Genomic DNA, 16,767 nt, shown 5'->3' with positions numbered 1-16,767 from the left:
AACCGGAAGGAAAAACCGAGGCGGAAATAAAGCTTCCAAAATTCGAAACCGAAAGCCAAAAGCTAGAATCGTCAAAACAAAAAGAACAAACAAGGCAACCGCAAGAAAAGGTTGAAACAGAAATAATTCCTCCCAAAGAAGTTCTACCACAGCCTGATGTCGAGTTACAAGAGGAGAAACCGGCAGAAAAACCAGAAGAAAAAAACCTAGAACTCGATATTAACGAACTCCTCGGTGAAATCGAATTACCACCACTGTTAATTCCATCCGTTTCCGAAAATGAGGAACCATCGATTCCCGAAGAAGAGATCGCCCTAGAGGAAATGGTTCTGTCCGAGGATGTCGGCGAGGAGAAGACTTTTGCAGAAACTGATTTAAAAACCTCCGAGGTGTTGGAGGAACCCAAACCGAATCTCGACGAATTTCTAAATATATTATCGGAGAATGACCTTCCTGCTATGAGTTTTGAGGAGAAGCCGATAATTTCTCTTGATGAACTCCCACCCCTCCCGGATTTTCCGGGAATGGATGTTGGAATACCAGAAAATCAGTCCGAGGAAGAGGAGAATAAGCCCGACACCGAGGAAGAAGAGAAGAAAAAAGTAGCCAGAGAAAAACCTTCGGCAAAAGAGCTAGCGGGAAAACCCACCGATTTGATTACTCTATCGGTGCGCCGGATTATTGATTACGGCAAGAACTCCGAAGCCTCGGCTGTGCTTAATAAATTGCTTAGACGCGGTTCAGATTACAAATTACAGGTTCCATTATCCTTAATTATGGATCAATTCGGGGCAGGCGCTATAGAGTTAACAGCAGACTATATATATAACCAGGTCCCAATCGAACTTGTTAATTTTATATCCGCCGAGCAGGGTAGAAATTTGCAGGAACTGAAATTGATTATTCCCTTAGCAGATGTGATGCAGCAGGTATCTCCATCGATAATAATGAATAAGATGCCGGAGGAACGAGAGGAATCAAAATGGGCATCTGAGGCCTCCGAGCTATCTGAAAAAATCGCTTTTGATGAGAAAGACTTATGATTAACCTGTTGCAATTCCGACATTTTTTTAAGGGAGGCTTATGGCGCAAATAAATGTTGCCGATAAAGAAGTAACTGTTAAGATAGTTTATTATGGCCCCGGGATGTCGGGAAAGACAACCAATCTTCTTTATATTCATCAGCGTATTTCAGGAAAAAGCCTTACAGATATGGTCTCAATTGCTACCGATGGCGATAGAACATTGTATTTCGATTTTTTGCCAATTGAAACGGACATCATCCCCGGATTTAAAGCTAAATTCCAGCTTTATACGGTTCCGGGACAGGTTCAATATAATGCCACAAGAAAATTGGTGCTTCAGGGTTCCGATGGCATAGTCTTTGTTGCGGATTCACAGTGGTCTCACCAGAAAGAAAATGTAGATTCTTTCATTAATCTTAAAGAAAACCTACTTGAAGAAGGAATTAAGCTTACTGATATGCCATATATTTTGGAATATAATAAAAGGGACCTGAATGATGCTGCCCGTTTGGAATATATGGATTATCTTCTTAATCGTGAAAAATTCAAGGTTCCAGCTTTCGAGGCTGTTGCTACAGAAGGAAAAGGTGTATTTGAGGTTTTGAATAATATTACGCGGATGGTCGTAGCTAAGATTCTTAAAGAAATAAAAGGCTAATTCGGAGGTTTAATTGAATATTATAATTTACGAGATTGATAAGATTAAATTGGAAACAGTTCTCGCTGGATTTATCGAGGAAAGTGGCGCAAGGCTGGCGATGTTGGTTGGAAAAAGTGGGGTTATACTCTCTCGGAAGGGTGATTTTTCTGGAGTTGAGCTACAATCTCTGGCAGCGCTTACCGCCGGGTCTTTCGCCAGCACTCAGGCTTTAGCTAAAGTAGTTGGAGAGAAAGAATTTCTTGGTGTATTCCATCAGGGAAAACGAAGCAATATATATATATCACTTGTTGCCGATTTCGGGATTTTAGTCGCTGTTTTCGATGTAAGCACTACTGTCGGTATGATAAGGCTTTGTGCACGGGAAGCTACGAAAAAACTAGAACCCATCATCGCAGAGATCATCCAAAGAATCAAGAAATAATCTTCATTTATAGAATTTTAGATTTGTCGGTTATTGAGCACCCAAATCGATGCCTAAAACCCTTACCCCGTCACTATTTACTGACCGATGTAAATTAAAACGGGGAAGAGATATGGCAAATCGAATATCAGGAATATGCTTTCAGTTTGACATCATAAACACAATCTATATATTAACTTCCATGAGAGAAAGACCTACATTTATTTTGCTCATGATTGTTTTGTTCCTCTTTTCTGCATATGCAAACCAGGAGCAAGTGATCGAATGGGAATGGTTAGACTTTTCAGTGGCATATCCAGCGGCCAAGAAAAGCAATAAACACCTCATTATCAATTTCTATTCTATCGGTTGCGGATGGTGCAGGAAAATGGATAACTCGACCTTCGGTAATATTGCTATTGCCAAACACTTAAACGAAAACTTCATTGGAGCCAAGATAAATATTGCCTCAAATAGAAAGATTGATTGGATGGGAGAAGAGTTAACCGAGCGCGAATTGGCCGTTAAACTGGCTGGAAGAGGCACTCCATATACCACTTTTATTGATACCTCGGGTAATGTGGTTGCCAAACTTCCAGGTTATATCCCCGCTGAAAGATTCATTTTTATTCTAGATTATGTAGCCGGGTATTGGTATGAAGATCTTTCTTACCAAGAATACCTTATTTCAAGTAAAATTATCGAAGCACAAGATAAAAATTAATAATGAAAAGAATTAGTCGAATCTATCGGAGTTTCTTGGTTTCCTTTTTTATATGTGTTGTTGCTTTAACTAATCCTCTTTTTAGTCAATCGATAATTATCTCCGAGGTTATGAGTAACCCCAACGGCGCATGGAATGACATACCCGGAGATGATTCGAATGAGTTTATTGAGTTATATAATTTTGGACCAGATTCGATTGATTTAGAAGGGTGGTCTATAGACGATGGCGACGATATCGATTTCCTTACGAATTGCCAAGCTATTCTGCCTGTACTTCCATCAGATTCCGATGGAATTTATAACTCCACAATTATATCTCCATTTGGTTTTGCGCTAATTATTGATCCAGAGTATGTGTCCCAAGCCAATGACCAACCTTATAATTGGCCTGCGGGATGCGTCGTTCTCACAATATCCTCGACAACCGACCTTGGCGGAAGCCGCCTTTCCGACGATGATCCTATTACTATTTTTGACTCTTATGGTGATACAATTGATTATTTCCCCGCAGAATTTGACCCAGAAGAGGGTTCTAGCATTGAAAGAAATCTTCCGAATTCCGCAGGTAATTGGATGCAATGTAATGCCGGCTCAACCCCGGGGTATAGAAATTCAAATTGGCCTTTTCCCCGAGATTTGAGAATTGATTCACTTATTTCGTCGAGCAACCCAATAACATCCTCTCCAGGGAGTCTTTTTGTTTTCATTTCCAATTCTGGGGATGATGATTTCACAGATGGCATATTATATATCTTTTTGTCCGAAGAGCTAACAGAACCTATTGATTCTTTCAGTATTTCTTTTGTCGAAGCAGGTGGTCAAAGAGTTATTGAGTTTCCTCTCGACCTTCCAAATGGCCATTGGACAATAATTGCCCAACTTGGCGAAGATGATAACTCCTCTAACAACTCGGGAGCGATAGACCTTCTTTTTGGCCCGGATGGCTGGCCAATTTGTATTACCGAATTCATGTTCATGCCTTTAACCGGTTATTCCGAGTGGATTGAGATATACAACAGAGGCGAGGAATCTATCGATTTGACGGGGTGGCAGATCGGTGATGAATTAACACTGAAAAATATCCCGGCATGCACTCTTGATGCCGGTCAGTTTGCAGTTTTATGCCGGGACACCTCGACCTTCTTCGATACTCTTTGTGAAGGCTCTATCCTTCTTGAACCTTCAAGTTGGGCCAGCCTAAACAATGATGAAGATCAAATTCGCCTTTTCGATAATAACGGTTTACCCAGACAGTCTATCCAATATAATAGTAATAATTTTGGGGAATGTATGACAAATGGGATTTCTGCTGAAGTAACCTCGATTGGAGGCACTTCTTTGGTATGTTCACCTTCTGGGAATTCAGTTGGTTGCGATAATGCGATATGGAGCAAACCTGAGGGGGATAAGATTATCGAAATCGAACCGAATCCCTTTGACCCATCCTTGGAAAATGTCTTGATCAAATTAAGTCTTCCTGCTGGTGGGCTCGAAGTTAAAATCTACGACCGTCTTGGAAATATTAAAAAAGTTCTTTCTAGTCCTGATAACCCCATTGGATACGAAATTAGTTGGAATGGAACCGACGATAGGGGAGATGTTCTTCCGAGTGGTATATATATTGTTTTTGCTAAGGATTCCGATGGAAACCGCGTGAAAAAAGCAATCGCGATAACCGGTGGAGTTAAATGATATTTACCCTATCTGTAGATAAAAAATCTAGAGATCAGTTTATTAAAGCGCTTGATATTGCCAAAAAATTGGATGAGTCGGGATTTTCTACGTATATTGTTGGTGGCGCAGTCAGAGATTCCTTGCTGGGTATTCCATCTTTGGATGTTGATCTGTGCACAGCCTGCGATTCGGAAACTCTATTAGATATTCTACCAGGAGCGAAACCTATTGGTTTTCAAAAATATTCCGTGTTTACTATTCCATGTGAAATTGGAAGTATAGAGATAGCCCATTTCCGTGAGGAAATATCCTGTGATGGCCGCCATTGCGATGTAAGACTTACAGATTCTTTTGAAAAAGACGTTAGAAGGCGAGATTTTTCCGTGAATGCCCTTGCGGTAAACCCAACCGATATGGAAATTATCGATTTAGTGGGGGGAATCGCGGACCTCTATTCGAGGACAATTCGTGCTATCGGTGATCCTGTAACAAGATACACAGAAGATAAACTTCGACTTCTTCGTGCGATCCGTTTTGCTACGAAACTCGATTTTTCACTTTCAGAAAAAGACTCATCGGCTATTGAAGAATTAACCGATCAGGTATCGGTTTTATCGTCCGATAGAATAAGGCGAGAGCTCGAAGGAATTATTGTCTCCGGCCATCCGGGCAGGGGCTTTAGATTACTTCTAAAATACGGCCTATGGCAAAATATTTTCACCAATAATTATAATTTCATTGAAGATTCTCGATTGGAGAGGAGGCTTTCAGTAATGGATAGAGCCTCAAGTATAGTAGATATATACGGAATGTGGGCAATAACTCTTATGCCATTAGATTTCAATTTGGAATCAGGTAAATTACTTAGAAATAAATTGGATAAACTTAATTTTACAAAAAAGAATCGCCAGGAAATTTATGACATCTCGATGGGTGTAAAAAAAATCTTCCAATTGAAGAAGATTAGCAAAGCAGAGGCTGTCGCCTTAGTGGATTCAAATAAACTGAATACGATAAGGCAAATAGCTCATTTGTTAGCACCCAATATTCCCTTTGAGATAGAATTAGCGCGCCTTTTCCCAAAGATTGGAACCCAACCTTTCTTAATGGGCAAAGAGCTTGCAGATTCAATACTTCAAGTAAAACCTGCAAACTTACCAAAAATTCTTTTATCGCTCAGATATGCTGAATTAACTGGCTTGATTGATTCAAAATATAAGGCAAGAGAATTTCTAAATAATATAAATTCCCAATAAATTATTATTGCCACATAACTTATTATTGTGCAATATATTAACTGATTTCTTTATCAAAATATATTAAATATTTTAAAGAAATAGATCCTTCCACTAAAAAATTAAGAATCAGTTGTAACTTATTGTATATCTTCATTATATAAGATGTTGATATATTTTTATTTTATTAAAAAAGCGAACTAATGTTAGTATTGTATTGATATAAAACAATTTATCTCCAAAAAAATCAAATTTAAGCTTGACACGTAAATTATAAAGCTTTATTATTTAAGAGGAAGTGGGGCAGAAACCCTAAAAATGTCAAAAAGTGGGAAAAACTTGTTTTTCGGTAGATTCGAACATAAAATCGATGCCAAAGGCAGACTGCAAATACCTGTAACGCTTCGGCAATATGATAGGGATAGGGCATATACAAGTTTTATCCTCTTAAAAGGTTCAAGTAAATGCCTTGCGTTAGTTCCGGTTTCAGATTTTCACAAGACAGCACAGGAATTCAGACCTCAACTTAAAGCTAAAGGCATTGTCGATTTCGCTAGAAGATTATACCCAAATGCTTTTGAAGTTCAACTTGATAATCAAGGAAGAATATTGCTTCCAAAGAACCTAAGAGAATTCGCAGAAATTGAAGATAATGCGCTTCTTGTAGGAGTTGGTTCATGGATAGAGCTATGGAATGAGGCTCGTTATGAGCAGGCTTGTGCTGAGAGTGAAACAGATTACGACGAGATAGCAAACATGTTCTTTTCAAATCTTGGGCGAAACAGTTTCGAGGAACAAAACGATGAATGGAAAGAGTAATTATCATATACCGGTTTTAAAAGACAGAGTATTGGAATTCCTTGCTTTGGCTCCCGAGGGCACAATAATCGATGCTACTTTGGGTGATGGAGGTCATTCAAAAGCCTTGCTGGAGAGCAGAGATGAAATCAGCATACTCGGAATCGATAAGGACCCTCAGGCCATCGAAAGAAGTTCGAAAAGATTGGCTCTATATAAAGATAGAATCAAATTTGTTCAGGGAGACTTTTCGGATTTAGAGGCGATTGCACGGGACGAAAATGAAACTCGTGTTTCCGGTATATTGTTCGACCTTGGGATAAGTAGCCTTCAAATAGACAAACCAGAGAGAGGTTTCAGTTTCTCAAATGAGGCTGAGCTTGATATGAGGATGAGCAATACTGGAATATCAGCTAAAGAATTTATAAATTCAACGGATTTTGAAACTCTGACAAAGATCCTTTATGAATTCGGCGAAGTCAAACACGCCAAGAAAATCGCTGCTGAGATAATTGCATCGAGGGATCGAGACAAAATGGATACAACTTGGGACCTAAATCAGGCTATAGCGAGAGCAATTCCATATCACAAAAATCCCGATTTCGCCAGAGTTTTTCAGGCAATCAGGATTCATATAAATGGGGAACTTGAACGGCTTCGGCGAGGCCTAACTGCGGCACTCGATTTACTAATCCCGGACGGCGTTATTGTCGTTATAAGTTACCATTCGCTCGAAGATCGAATAGTTAAACGCTATTTCTTTCAAGAGTCGAAAGGTTGCATTTGCCCGCCGGAGCTTCCTCAATGTAGATGCGGCCATACCGCACAAATCAGACTAATTTCAAAAAAGCCTTTTCGTCCGTCAAACGTGCAAGTGATGGAAAATTCTCGTTCAAGAAGTGCGAAACTTAGGTATGCACTCAAGTTATGAAATGAATAGAGGATAAGGAGAGATTTTGCGAGAACTTATTTTAAATGTTTTTCAAAACCTAAGGTTAATAATTATATGGACCTTTGTTTTGCTTTTTGCTTTGGTTTTGGTGGCTCAGAGGGTTTATCTCATAAAGTTAGAGGATAGATTAGCCACGAACGGCGAATTCCTAACCTCTTTGAAAGATCAGAATAATGAATTGGAACGCGATATTGTGCGCATTTCAGAAACGAAAGAATTAGAACGAATAGCCGAAATGGACTTCGGTCTTCGTTCGGCAACTTTAAACGAGGTCGTAGTCCTCGCGGAGCCATTTGTTCATGAGGAAATAGAAAAATCGTTTTTTTTAAACGATTTCTTCGCTAGAGCGCGTAGAAAGATCGATGGTCTTGTCGTAGGGGCTTTCGAATTAAATAGCGAAGAAATCGGCGGCTCTATCTAAGCCGCCTTTTCTTGTTTTAAGGGTCAATTGTGGTTGGTCGTCGTAACCTGAATAGAGTTATTATTACTGGGATACTGGGGGCAATTGTCTGGGTAGTTATTGTAGGACGATTGTTCGCAGTTCAGGTTATATCCTCGAATGAATGGGATAAAAAAGCGCGCGAACAACACCGCAAAGTTGAAAAAATCCAGGCCTTAAGAGGAGTTATATACGGCCATGATAATGAAGCATTAGCGAAAAACAGCATAGCGTTCGATTTTTGGACCACCAAAACCAGCGTTTGTAATGTTCAGCGTGTCGATTCGATGTTCTCTGACGTTCTCGGTTTTGAACCTGGATATACTGAAAATAGGATTAAAAACTCCAAAGGCAATTGGTTATACATAGCTCGTCATGTGGATTTAGCAAAAGCGCAAAAATTGAAGGCGCTCGAAGAAGATAGCGTTTTCTCAATACCAATTTACGATAGAGTATATCCATATGGCCAAACCGCTGGGCAGATACTGGGCTTCATTAATGTCGATAGCAAGGGAATGGAAGGCATCGAGCTATATTATGATTCCTACCTCGAAGGCCAGGATGGTGAAAGGGTTGTTATTTCCGATGCAGCCGGAAGACCCTATCGCGTTTACCAACTGGGCGGAAAACCGACAATACCCGGCGCGGATGTTTATTTAACTATCGATCCCAATCTTCAACAGATAGTTGAAACAGAATTAGCAGAGGGCGTGGAATCATTTGGCGCTGAAAATGGAATGGCCGTTTTCCTAAAACCATCAACAGGCGAGATTCTCGCAATGGCCTGTTATCCCGATTATGATCCAAACCAACCTGGGGAATCGGATATATATTCAAGAAAAATACGACAGATAACAGATATATATGAACCCGGTAGCACCTTTAAGATCGTGACTTTTTCGGCATTGCTGGAAAATGACGCTTTTGCTGTCGATGAAACAGTTGACTGTGAGGATGGGAGTTGGTATTACTGCAATGACACTATACATGATGCTGATAATCATGGTAAAATAACCGCGCGTGAAGTTTTGGTTCATAGCTCAAATATAGGCACAATTAAACTATCATTCAAATTATCTCCACAAATATTATACACATATGCTAGAGCCTTTGGCTTTGGTAGCCCGACAGGTGTTGATCTTCCCGGTGAAGTCGTGGGTATTCTCCATCGACCTGAAACCTGGAGTCGTATGACTCCCGCTGCATTTCCTATGGGACATGAGGTTGCTGTTACAGCAATTCAAATGGCCACCGCATACGCAGCTATCGCTAATCGAGGGATAATGATGCAACCCTATCTGGTGGAAAGCGTTCAGGATCCTTCCGGAAGAATTATCCGTCAGAAAACTCCTACAGAGATACGCCGAGTTATGGATGAAGACAACGCAGAGATATTGTGTAAACTCTTACAAGAAGTCGTTGATTCCGGCACGGGCGTTCGCGCGGCAATCGAAGGAATGACGGTGGCGGGAAAAACAGGAACCGCACAAAAAGTTAAAGAAAACGGACGAGGATATTGGGATGACAAGTTCATCAGCTCATTTGTGGGATTTGCACCGGTCGAATCACCTCAAATAGTTGGGGTGATCATAATCGATAATCCATCTAAAGGCCTCTATTGGGGGGGGTGGACTGGAGCGCCTGTTTGGAAGAATATAGTCACAAAAGCCTTTGCTACAGGTATTGTTTCACCGGTTGTTGAAAATAATCATAGGCAAGTCAATAAATCCGATTTTGTTATAGTTCCGGATGTAAGAAGAATGTCAGCCAGTCAAGCGATTGATATTCTCGAATTCAGAAACCTCCAACCGGATACATTTGGCATTGGTTTCGTAATCGGACAATCCCCGCTTCCGGGACGTCTTGTTCCACCTTCATCGAGGGTGAGTCTTATGCTTAAATCCAATGAAAGCAAACCGAGCAATCAAGTCGAAATACCGGATGTAATTGGAATGCCTCTTAGAGATGCTGTATTGGAAATGGCTCAAGCTAATGTCAATTTTAGAATAGTAGGAATGGGAGTAGTAGAAAATCAAGATCCTAAACCCGGTAAATTTATTAACAGAGATGATATATGCCTTTTAAAATGCGCAATAAGGAAATCCCTCTAAAGGTGCTTGTCGAGGCTATCGGTGGCGAGGTCTCTTTCGATATGAAAAACACATATGTGAAAGGTCTGAGTTCGGATTCGAGAAAGGTGGAACCGGGTATTCTCTTTTTTGCTGTGAGTGGTGAGTCCGTTGATGGGCATTTCTATGTGCCCGAAGCGTTTGAAAGAGGGGCCGTGGCTGTTGTAGTAGAGAGAGCACTCGATCCCGAAGCGAGAGTGATATGTGTTCCAGATACGAGAATCGCTTTAGCGAAAGCCGCTAGAGAGTTTTATCAAAAACCGGAAGAAAAAATCGCGATTGCCGGAGTAACCGGCACAAACGGAAAAACAACTACTACACACATGATAAAAACTGTAGCCTCATCATGTGATGAAAAATGGGGTGTTATTGGAACTCTGGGTTATTCATATGGCGAAAAATACAGCCCATTATTATTCACAACGCCGGATTCCGTGACAATATATAAAATTCTCTCGGAAATGGTTGAAGATGGTCTAAGCGGTGTAGCGATGGAGATTTCCAGCCATGGAATTGCTCAACAGAGGTGCTGGGGCTTGATGTTCAAGGCTATCGGCTTCACGAATCTTACTCAAGATCATCTCGATTACCATAAAGACATGGAAAGCTACTTCGATATAAAAAGCAGAATATTCGAGGAAGCCGAATTGGATTCAATAAGTGTTATATGTGTCGATGATGATTACGGTAAAAGGCTTTCGGAGACAACCAGAAGCAGTGAAGTGATAAGTTATGGAATTCAAACACAAGCCGATATTGTAGCACGAAATATTATCTGTTCGAGTGATAAAACAAATTACATTCTAGATTCGCCAGTTGGGACAATAGAAGTAGAACTTAGAATTCCGGGTTATTTTAATGTGTATAATTCACTTTGTGCCGTAGGCATTGGTTTGGCAAATGGTTGGTCTTTGGAAGCTATAGCCCGAGGTCTTAGCGAATTTAAAGGAGTGCTCGGAAGGCTACAAAGGATATTTGGAAATCAGAATTTCTCGATCTATATCGACTATTCTCACACACCCGATGCCCTTAAAAATGCAATACATTCCTGCAGGCAGATTGCGACAGGAAAGGTTATAACTGTGTTTGGCGCTGGTGGAGACAGGGATAAAAGCAAAAGACCGAAGATGGGCGCTGTCGCTGGGAATATGTCCGATCTCATCATCATTACCAGCGATAATCCTCGGTCAGAAAATCCCTATTCAATTATCGAACAGGTTTCCCAAGGTGTTCCAGAGTCAGCAAAGAAACACCTTATCGAGAATAGAAAAGAAGCAATATATTTCGCCTTATCTATCGCTAAACCGGGAGATGTGGTTCTTATAGCAGGTAAAGGACACGAGGATTATCAGATTATTGGAAATACCAAAAGGCATTTCGACGATTGTGAGATAGCTGAGGAATGGCTAATAATGAATGGATTAAAGGATTAAATTGAAGGCTAAATCGCTTAAATATGTTGCAAAAGCGATAGACGGAAACTTGCATTGTGACCAGTGCAGCGAGGTCTCGATAGAGCGCATTTCTATTGATAGCCGCACTATGACCGGTGGGGAATTGTTCTTCGCTCTCAGCGGTCTCCGCGATGGACATGATTATGTCCATCTAGCAGTGAAAAAAGGCGCTAAAGCCGTAGTAGTTTCACGTCACATTCAGAATTCAGTGCCAGAAATAATAGTTAAAAATACCTCTTTGGCTCTCCAAAAACTTGCGGCAACATATAGGAAAGAACTCGATGTCAAAATAATCGCCATTACCGGAAGTATAGGAAAAACGACAACACGAGCGTTGGTCGCGAAATGCCTTGCCTCACGCTATAAAGTCATTCAATCAAGTAAGAATTACAATAACCTGATAGGCTTGCCACTATCTCTTCTCGAAATTACCGATAAACACGAGATCGCGGTGTTAGAATTAGGGATAAACATGCCCGGCGAGATGCTAAAGCTCGCCGAAATAATTCGAGCCGATTATGCGGTCATAACAAATATCGCCTCTGTTCATCTCGAAGGCCTTAAGTCGCTCGATATTATTGCAAAAGAAAAACTCGAACTGCTGAGACACCTAACCAATTCCGGTAAGGTCTTTCTTAATGCAGATGATTTTCGCCTCAAAAGGCAGAAAATCATTGCGCCTGAAATGATAGTTACATTCGGAGAAAGCGATAATGCAGATTATAGGATTTCGAAAATCCTCACAACAAAGACAACTTTCTTTGAAGTCAACGACGTCGTATATACTAGCCAGGTTAGAGGTCGTGGTATAGCTTTTTCAGCGGCGTGCGCCATAGCGATTTCCGAGGAGTTGGGAATTCGACTCGAGTCGATTAAGAAATGTATTGCAGATTTCGAGGGAGTCCCCGGAAGAATGAGGATTCGTGAAATCGACGGCATAACCTTAATTGAAGATTATTATAACGCAAGCCCTCTTTCTATGACGCATGCCCTTGATGTTTTTGCTGGCTACTCTCTTAATCGAAGGATAGCTATTCTTGGCGATATGTTGGAACTGGGTTCCGAAAGCATGAAATACCATAAGGAAATTATCGAATACGCCGCTGGGAAAACAGATTTTCTTTTCCTATTCGGCGAACAAATGGGAAATGCGGCTAAGTCTGCAAAAGAAGTCGGTATCCCCGATCATATGATTATTCAAACAAACAATATAGATACACTGTTCGACAATCTTAAGGGAATTCTAAAGAAAGGAGACGTCGTTCTAATAAAGGCCAGTAGGTCTTTACGCCTCGAACGCGTTATAGAAAGATTGGGGGAGTGTAAGTGCGCCGTATGAGGATATTGTCAATAGCTTTTACTCTTGTCGCATTCGTCGCTATGGTTTATGCGATAGGAGTTAGAATCGAAGTGCACTTCAGCGGTGTAAGAGGATATGTCGATCCAAATTACATATTTGGAAAACTCTATAAAAGACCGATTCACCCCGGTTTTATAACACAGAGATTTCCAACACCCAAGACCAGAATCGCAATCAAGAAAGGGCGCATGAGCCAGGGACTTCAAACACCAAAAGAGCTGGAGGAGAAATAGTGTTATATCGTCTCCTTTATCCCCTTAGTGATAACTCTTTAGTGTTTAATCTATTACGCTATATTACATTCAGAGTAGCCGCTGCAACTGCGACCAGTCTTGTAATCAGCTTTATTATTGGGCCGCCAATTATCAAATTCTTGAGGAAACACCATATAGGTGATCCTATTCGCGAAGATAGCCCCGAGCATCACCAAACCAAAAAAGGCACACCCAGTATGGGTGGTATTATAATAGTTGTAGCCTTTACTGTCTCGACTCTTTTATGGGCTGATCTTCGGAATATATATGTATGGTTAGCATTGCTAGGGACTTTCCTTAGCGCAGTCATGGGTTTTTGGGATGACTATCTTAAAATTGTCAAAGGCCACCGAAAAGGAATGCTTGCTCGCGATAAATTTGCTTCTCAAGTCCTATTGGGTCTGACAATTGGCGCGATTTTCTATTTTATTCCTCCTATCGAATCTTTGAGAACTGTAACCGAGGTTCCTTTTATAAAAAATATTCGTATAGATTTCGGCGTTTTTTACATCTTCTGGATTGCTTTCGTAATAACGAGCAGTTCAAATGCAATAAATTTGACCGATGGCCTAGATGGCCTTGCTACTGGTCTCTCTGGTATCGTTGCCGCTTTCTTAACAATGACCGCATATGTGGTAGGCCGTGTCGATTTTTCTAACTACCTTAATTTGGTATATCTGCCCGGTGCTGGTGAGTTGGCTGTGTTTTCTGGCGCTATCACTGGTGCAACTCTCGGTTTCTTATGGTTTAATTCTCATCCTGCTCAAGTGATTATGGGTGATACTGGAGCCTTGGCACTGGGTGCTGCCTTTGGCACTGTAGCTATCTTGCTAAAAAAAGAGTTTTTATTGGTAATAGTCGGTGGAGTGTTCGTAATCGAAACACTAAGTGTTATTATTCAGGTCGCAAGTTTTAAATCGACAGGTAAAAGGGTGTTTAAAATGACACCGATTCATCACCATTTCGAGTTATCAGGTTGGCCGGAAACTCGGGTGGTAACCAGGTTTTGGATTATTGGGATAATTTGTGCCCTTGTGGGTTTGGCTACTTTCAAGATAAGGTAATAATGGAATATTTGGGTAAGAGAATCTCTGTTTTAGGTCTTGGAAAAAGCGGTTTTTCAGCCGCTAAGCTCTTGATAGACCTTGGGGCTTTTGTTTTCGTGAGTGATGGCCAGTATAATCACATTCTCGAATCCCGGGCCGATATACTCAGGAATCTCGGCGCTTCCGTCGAGCTTGGAAAGCATACCGAAACATTATATCGTCTTGCCGACGAGATTGTGGTTTCTCCCGGTGTTCCAATGGACATAGAGATACTCGAGCAAGCGGCTAATCTCAGGCCTTCGCTTCCAATAATTCCGGAGATAGAACTCGGTTTTAGGGTTTCTAAAGGCAAAATCATAGGCATAACAGGAAGTAACGGAAAATCAACAACCGTTACACTAATTGGAGAAATATTGAAAGCTGCTGGCAAAGATAATAATGTTGTGGGCAATATTGGAACACCATTTTGTGATGTTGCGCTTTCAGCTACCTCAAACACCATTCATTGTATCGAGTTGTCGTCTTTTCAACTTGAAAGGATTGTCGATTTTCGACCTTTTGTGGCTTGTATGCTGAATTTGAGCGCAGATCACCTAAATAGACACAGCAATGAATTCAATTATTTCGCGGCAAAAGAAAGAATTTTTATGAATCAGGTCGCGAGCGACTACAGCATCCTCTCTATGGATGATGCCAAGGTTGCTATGTTAGCAGTTAAAGTCCTCGGGCGGGTGATGTTGTTTGGAAGGCATGACCTAAACGTAACAGGTTGTTTCGTCCGTAATGGTGTTATCACTATGAAAAATCTCAAAGGAAAAACAATCGAGCTTATTCCTTGCGAACAGATGGGTATTCCAGGGCCACATAATGTTTCCAATGCATGCGCAGCTGTGGCATGCACGATTCCATTCGATATCCCCGAAGAGGCCATAAGAAAAGCACTTCGTGGATTCAAGGGTCTTAAACACAGACTGGAGAAGGTTGGAGAGTCGAAGAATGTTGTTTTTATAAACGATAGCAAAGCAACTAATATCGATTCTCTCAAAGTTGCTTTGGAAAGTTTTAAGAACAACATAATCCTTATAGCCGGAGGTTCCGATAAAGGGGCCGATTTTAGCGATTTAACCGAATTGGTCGCTAAAAAGGTTAAACATGCAATTTTAATTGGTGTAACCGCTGAAATAATCGAAAAAGCTTGGGGCAGAAAAATCCCTATAGATCGAGAAGATTCGCTTTCCCATGCAGTAAAAAAGGCATCTAAGCTAGCCCACTCAGGGGATATTGTTCTCCTTTCACCGGGATGTGCTAGCTATGATATGTTCGACAATTATGAACAAAGAGGTGAGATGTTCACTCAAGAGGTAATAAAAATAATTGCTCATGAATAATAAGTTCGACAAAAAGCTTCTGTTTATAACGGTTATACTCCTATCTTTCGGAGTAGTAATGATTTACTCCGCTACAAGTATTATGTGCGCCAAGAATTCAAGGATCGGGGATTCCTCTTATTACCTAAAAAAAGAACTATTCCGTGTAGCTGTTGGAGCAATTGTGATGTTTGCTGCCGCGAAGATCGATTACAGGAAATATAAACGGTTATCATGGGTCTTTTTAGGAATAACTTCAATATTGGTAGTAGCTACTGCAATTCCATCTATTGCCGGGGATGCTGTTAAAGGTGCAACAAGATGGATTAAAATTGGCAATCAAAGCCTGCAGCCTTCGGAATTTGCCAAGATAGCTCTAGTTATCTTTCTAGCAGAATATCTTGCTAAAAAAGCAGAACTCTTAGATGATTTCTGGAAAGGTTTTGCCCCCGCTGTTGCAATTGTGGGCTTTTTAGTCGCTTTCATTGTTATACAACCAAATTATGGAATGGCTATAGCTTTAACAATAGTAACTGTCATTATGTTTTTCGTGGCTGGTGTTCCAATGAGGTTCCTAGCATATATAGGGTTACCCACTGCGGGTATTCTTGCCTTCGGAATGGCTCATTCCGATCATGCTCGCGTAAGAATTGTCACATTCTTACAGGGTGGTGACCCACTCGGCTCCGGATTCCAGATTAATCAATCCCTGATAGCTATCGGAACCGGAGGTTTAATCGGTAAAGGAATAGGCAATGGTGTCCAGAAGCTATTCTATGTGCCGGAAATTCACACCGATTTCATCTTCGCTGTCATTGGTGAAGAATTGGGTTTCGCAGGAACGATCATTGTAATGGCTCTATTCCTTCTTTTCTGTTGGAGAGGTATAAAAATTGCCATGCGTGCACCAGACAGGTTTGGATGCAATCTCGCTATCGGCCTTGTCTCGATGATTTTTGTCTATGCAACATTGAATGTAGGAGTGGTGCTGAAGCTATTACCTACAACGGGAATTCCATTACCTTTTATTAGTTATGGAGGTTCCGCTCTTGTGGTTACTATGGCTTCTTGTGGAATTTTACTGAATATCTCGTCTCACGCGACAGTTTCGATGGAGAAAACTATTTTATTAAACGATCAAAATCAGATTGGAAGTCTAAATGCGAATGATGTTCGCAGGCGGTGGAACAGGAGGACACTTGATCCCAGCATTAAATATTGCTCGGGAACTCAAGTTCCACCAGGCC

General features: G+C 41.0%; 16 protein-coding genes. All 16 read left to right on the top strand.

Annotated elements, in window-relative coordinates; all coding sequences use genetic code 11:
* On the top strand, window positions 1–1,043 hold a 1,043-nt coding region (locus KAH81_02775; protein ID MCK5832571.1), incomplete at its 5' end, for a hypothetical protein.
* 40 nt (window positions 1,044–1,083) lie between these two features.
* The gene (locus KAH81_02770) at window positions 1,084–1,683 is read left to right on the top strand and encodes a GTPase domain-containing protein (protein MCK5832570.1); all 600 of its coding nucleotides are present in this window, start codon (window positions 1,084–1,086) and stop codon (window positions 1,681–1,683) included.
* Between the two features lie 13 nt (window positions 1,684–1,696).
* Complete coding sequence (locus tag KAH81_02765; protein MCK5832569.1) at window positions 1,697–2,107, top strand: roadblock/LC7 domain-containing protein; 411 nt, start codon at window positions 1,697–1,699, stop codon at window positions 2,105–2,107.
* Between the two features lie 181 nt (window positions 2,108–2,288).
* On the top strand, window positions 2,289–2,810 hold the full coding sequence (locus KAH81_02760; protein MCK5832568.1) for a thioredoxin fold domain-containing protein: 522 nt from the start codon (window positions 2,289–2,291) through the stop codon (window positions 2,808–2,810).
* Between the two features lie 2 nt (window positions 2,811–2,812).
* Complete coding sequence (locus tag KAH81_02755) at window positions 2,813–4,504, top strand: lamin tail domain-containing protein (protein MCK5832567.1); 1,692 nt, start codon at window positions 2,813–2,815, stop codon at window positions 4,502–4,504.
* Entirely contained in the window at window positions 4,501–5,742 is a 1,242-nt protein-coding gene (locus KAH81_02750) for a CCA tRNA nucleotidyltransferase (GenBank protein MCK5832566.1), read from the top strand. The genes KAH81_02755 and KAH81_02750 overlap by 4 nt, the downstream gene beginning before the upstream one ends.
* Window positions 5,743–6,039: 297 nt before the next feature.
* Entirely contained in the window at window positions 6,040–6,540 is a 501-nt protein-coding gene (locus tag KAH81_02745; GenBank protein ID MCK5832565.1) for a division/cell wall cluster transcriptional repressor MraZ, read from the top strand.
* Window positions 6,524–7,450, top strand: a complete 927-nt coding sequence (gene rsmH, locus KAH81_02740) for a 16S rRNA (cytosine(1402)-N(4))-methyltransferase RsmH (GenBank protein MCK5832564.1) — start codon at window positions 6,524–6,526, stop codon at window positions 7,448–7,450. The genes KAH81_02745 and rsmH overlap by 17 nt, the downstream gene beginning before the upstream one ends.
* Before the next feature lie 25 nt (window positions 7,451–7,475).
* Entirely contained in the window at window positions 7,476–7,892 is a 417-nt protein-coding gene (locus KAH81_02735) for a hypothetical protein (GenBank protein MCK5832563.1), read from the top strand.
* A gap of 29 nt (window positions 7,893–7,921) precedes the next feature.
* The gene (locus KAH81_02730) at window positions 7,922–10,021 is read left to right on the top strand and encodes a PASTA domain-containing protein (protein ID MCK5832562.1); all 2,100 of its coding nucleotides are present in this window, start codon (window positions 7,922–7,924) and stop codon (window positions 10,019–10,021) included.
* Window positions 9,985–11,472 (top strand): UDP-N-acetylmuramoyl-L-alanyl-D-glutamate--2,6-diaminopimelate ligase, encoded by a 1,488-nt coding sequence (locus KAH81_02725; protein MCK5832561.1) that lies wholly within the window; start codon window positions 9,985–9,987, stop codon window positions 11,470–11,472. Before KAH81_02730 ends, KAH81_02725 begins: the two co-directional genes overlap by 37 nt.
* 1 nt (window position 11,473) lies before the next feature.
* Window positions 11,474–12,832, top strand: coding sequence for a UDP-N-acetylmuramoyl-tripeptide--D-alanyl-D-alanine ligase (locus tag KAH81_02720; protein ID MCK5832560.1), 1,359 nt, complete (start codon window positions 11,474–11,476; stop codon window positions 12,830–12,832).
* Window positions 12,829–13,086, top strand: a complete 258-nt coding sequence (locus KAH81_02715; GenBank protein ID MCK5832559.1) for a hypothetical protein — start codon at window positions 12,829–12,831, stop codon at window positions 13,084–13,086. The genes KAH81_02720 and KAH81_02715 overlap by 4 nt, the downstream gene beginning before the upstream one ends.
* A complete protein-coding gene (locus tag KAH81_02710; GenBank protein MCK5832558.1) occupies window positions 13,086–14,171 on the top strand; it encodes a phospho-N-acetylmuramoyl-pentapeptide-transferase in 1,086 nt (361 codons plus the stop codon). Before KAH81_02715 ends, KAH81_02710 begins: the two co-directional genes overlap by 1 nt.
* 11 nt (window positions 14,172–14,182) lie before the next feature.
* Window positions 14,183–15,541 carry a UDP-N-acetylmuramoyl-L-alanine--D-glutamate ligase gene (gene murD, locus KAH81_02705; GenBank protein ID MCK5832557.1) on the top strand — a complete coding sequence of 453 codons (1,359 nt, stop codon included), beginning with the start codon at window positions 14,183–14,185 and terminating at the stop codon, window positions 15,539–15,541.
* Window positions 15,534–16,767, top strand: a 1,234-nt coding sequence (gene ftsW, locus KAH81_02700) for a putative lipid II flippase FtsW (GenBank protein ID MCK5832556.1), incomplete at its 3' end; no start/stop codon positions are given. The genes murD and ftsW, both read left to right, overlap by 8 nt.

The sequence above is a fragment of the bacterium genome (genome assembly GCA_023145965.1).
GTDB lineage: Bacteria > UBP14 > UBA6098 > UBA6098 > UBA6098 > UBA6098.
The sequence above is the reverse complement of the archived record's forward strand: the minus strand, read 5'-3'. Positions and strand labels throughout refer to the sequence as shown.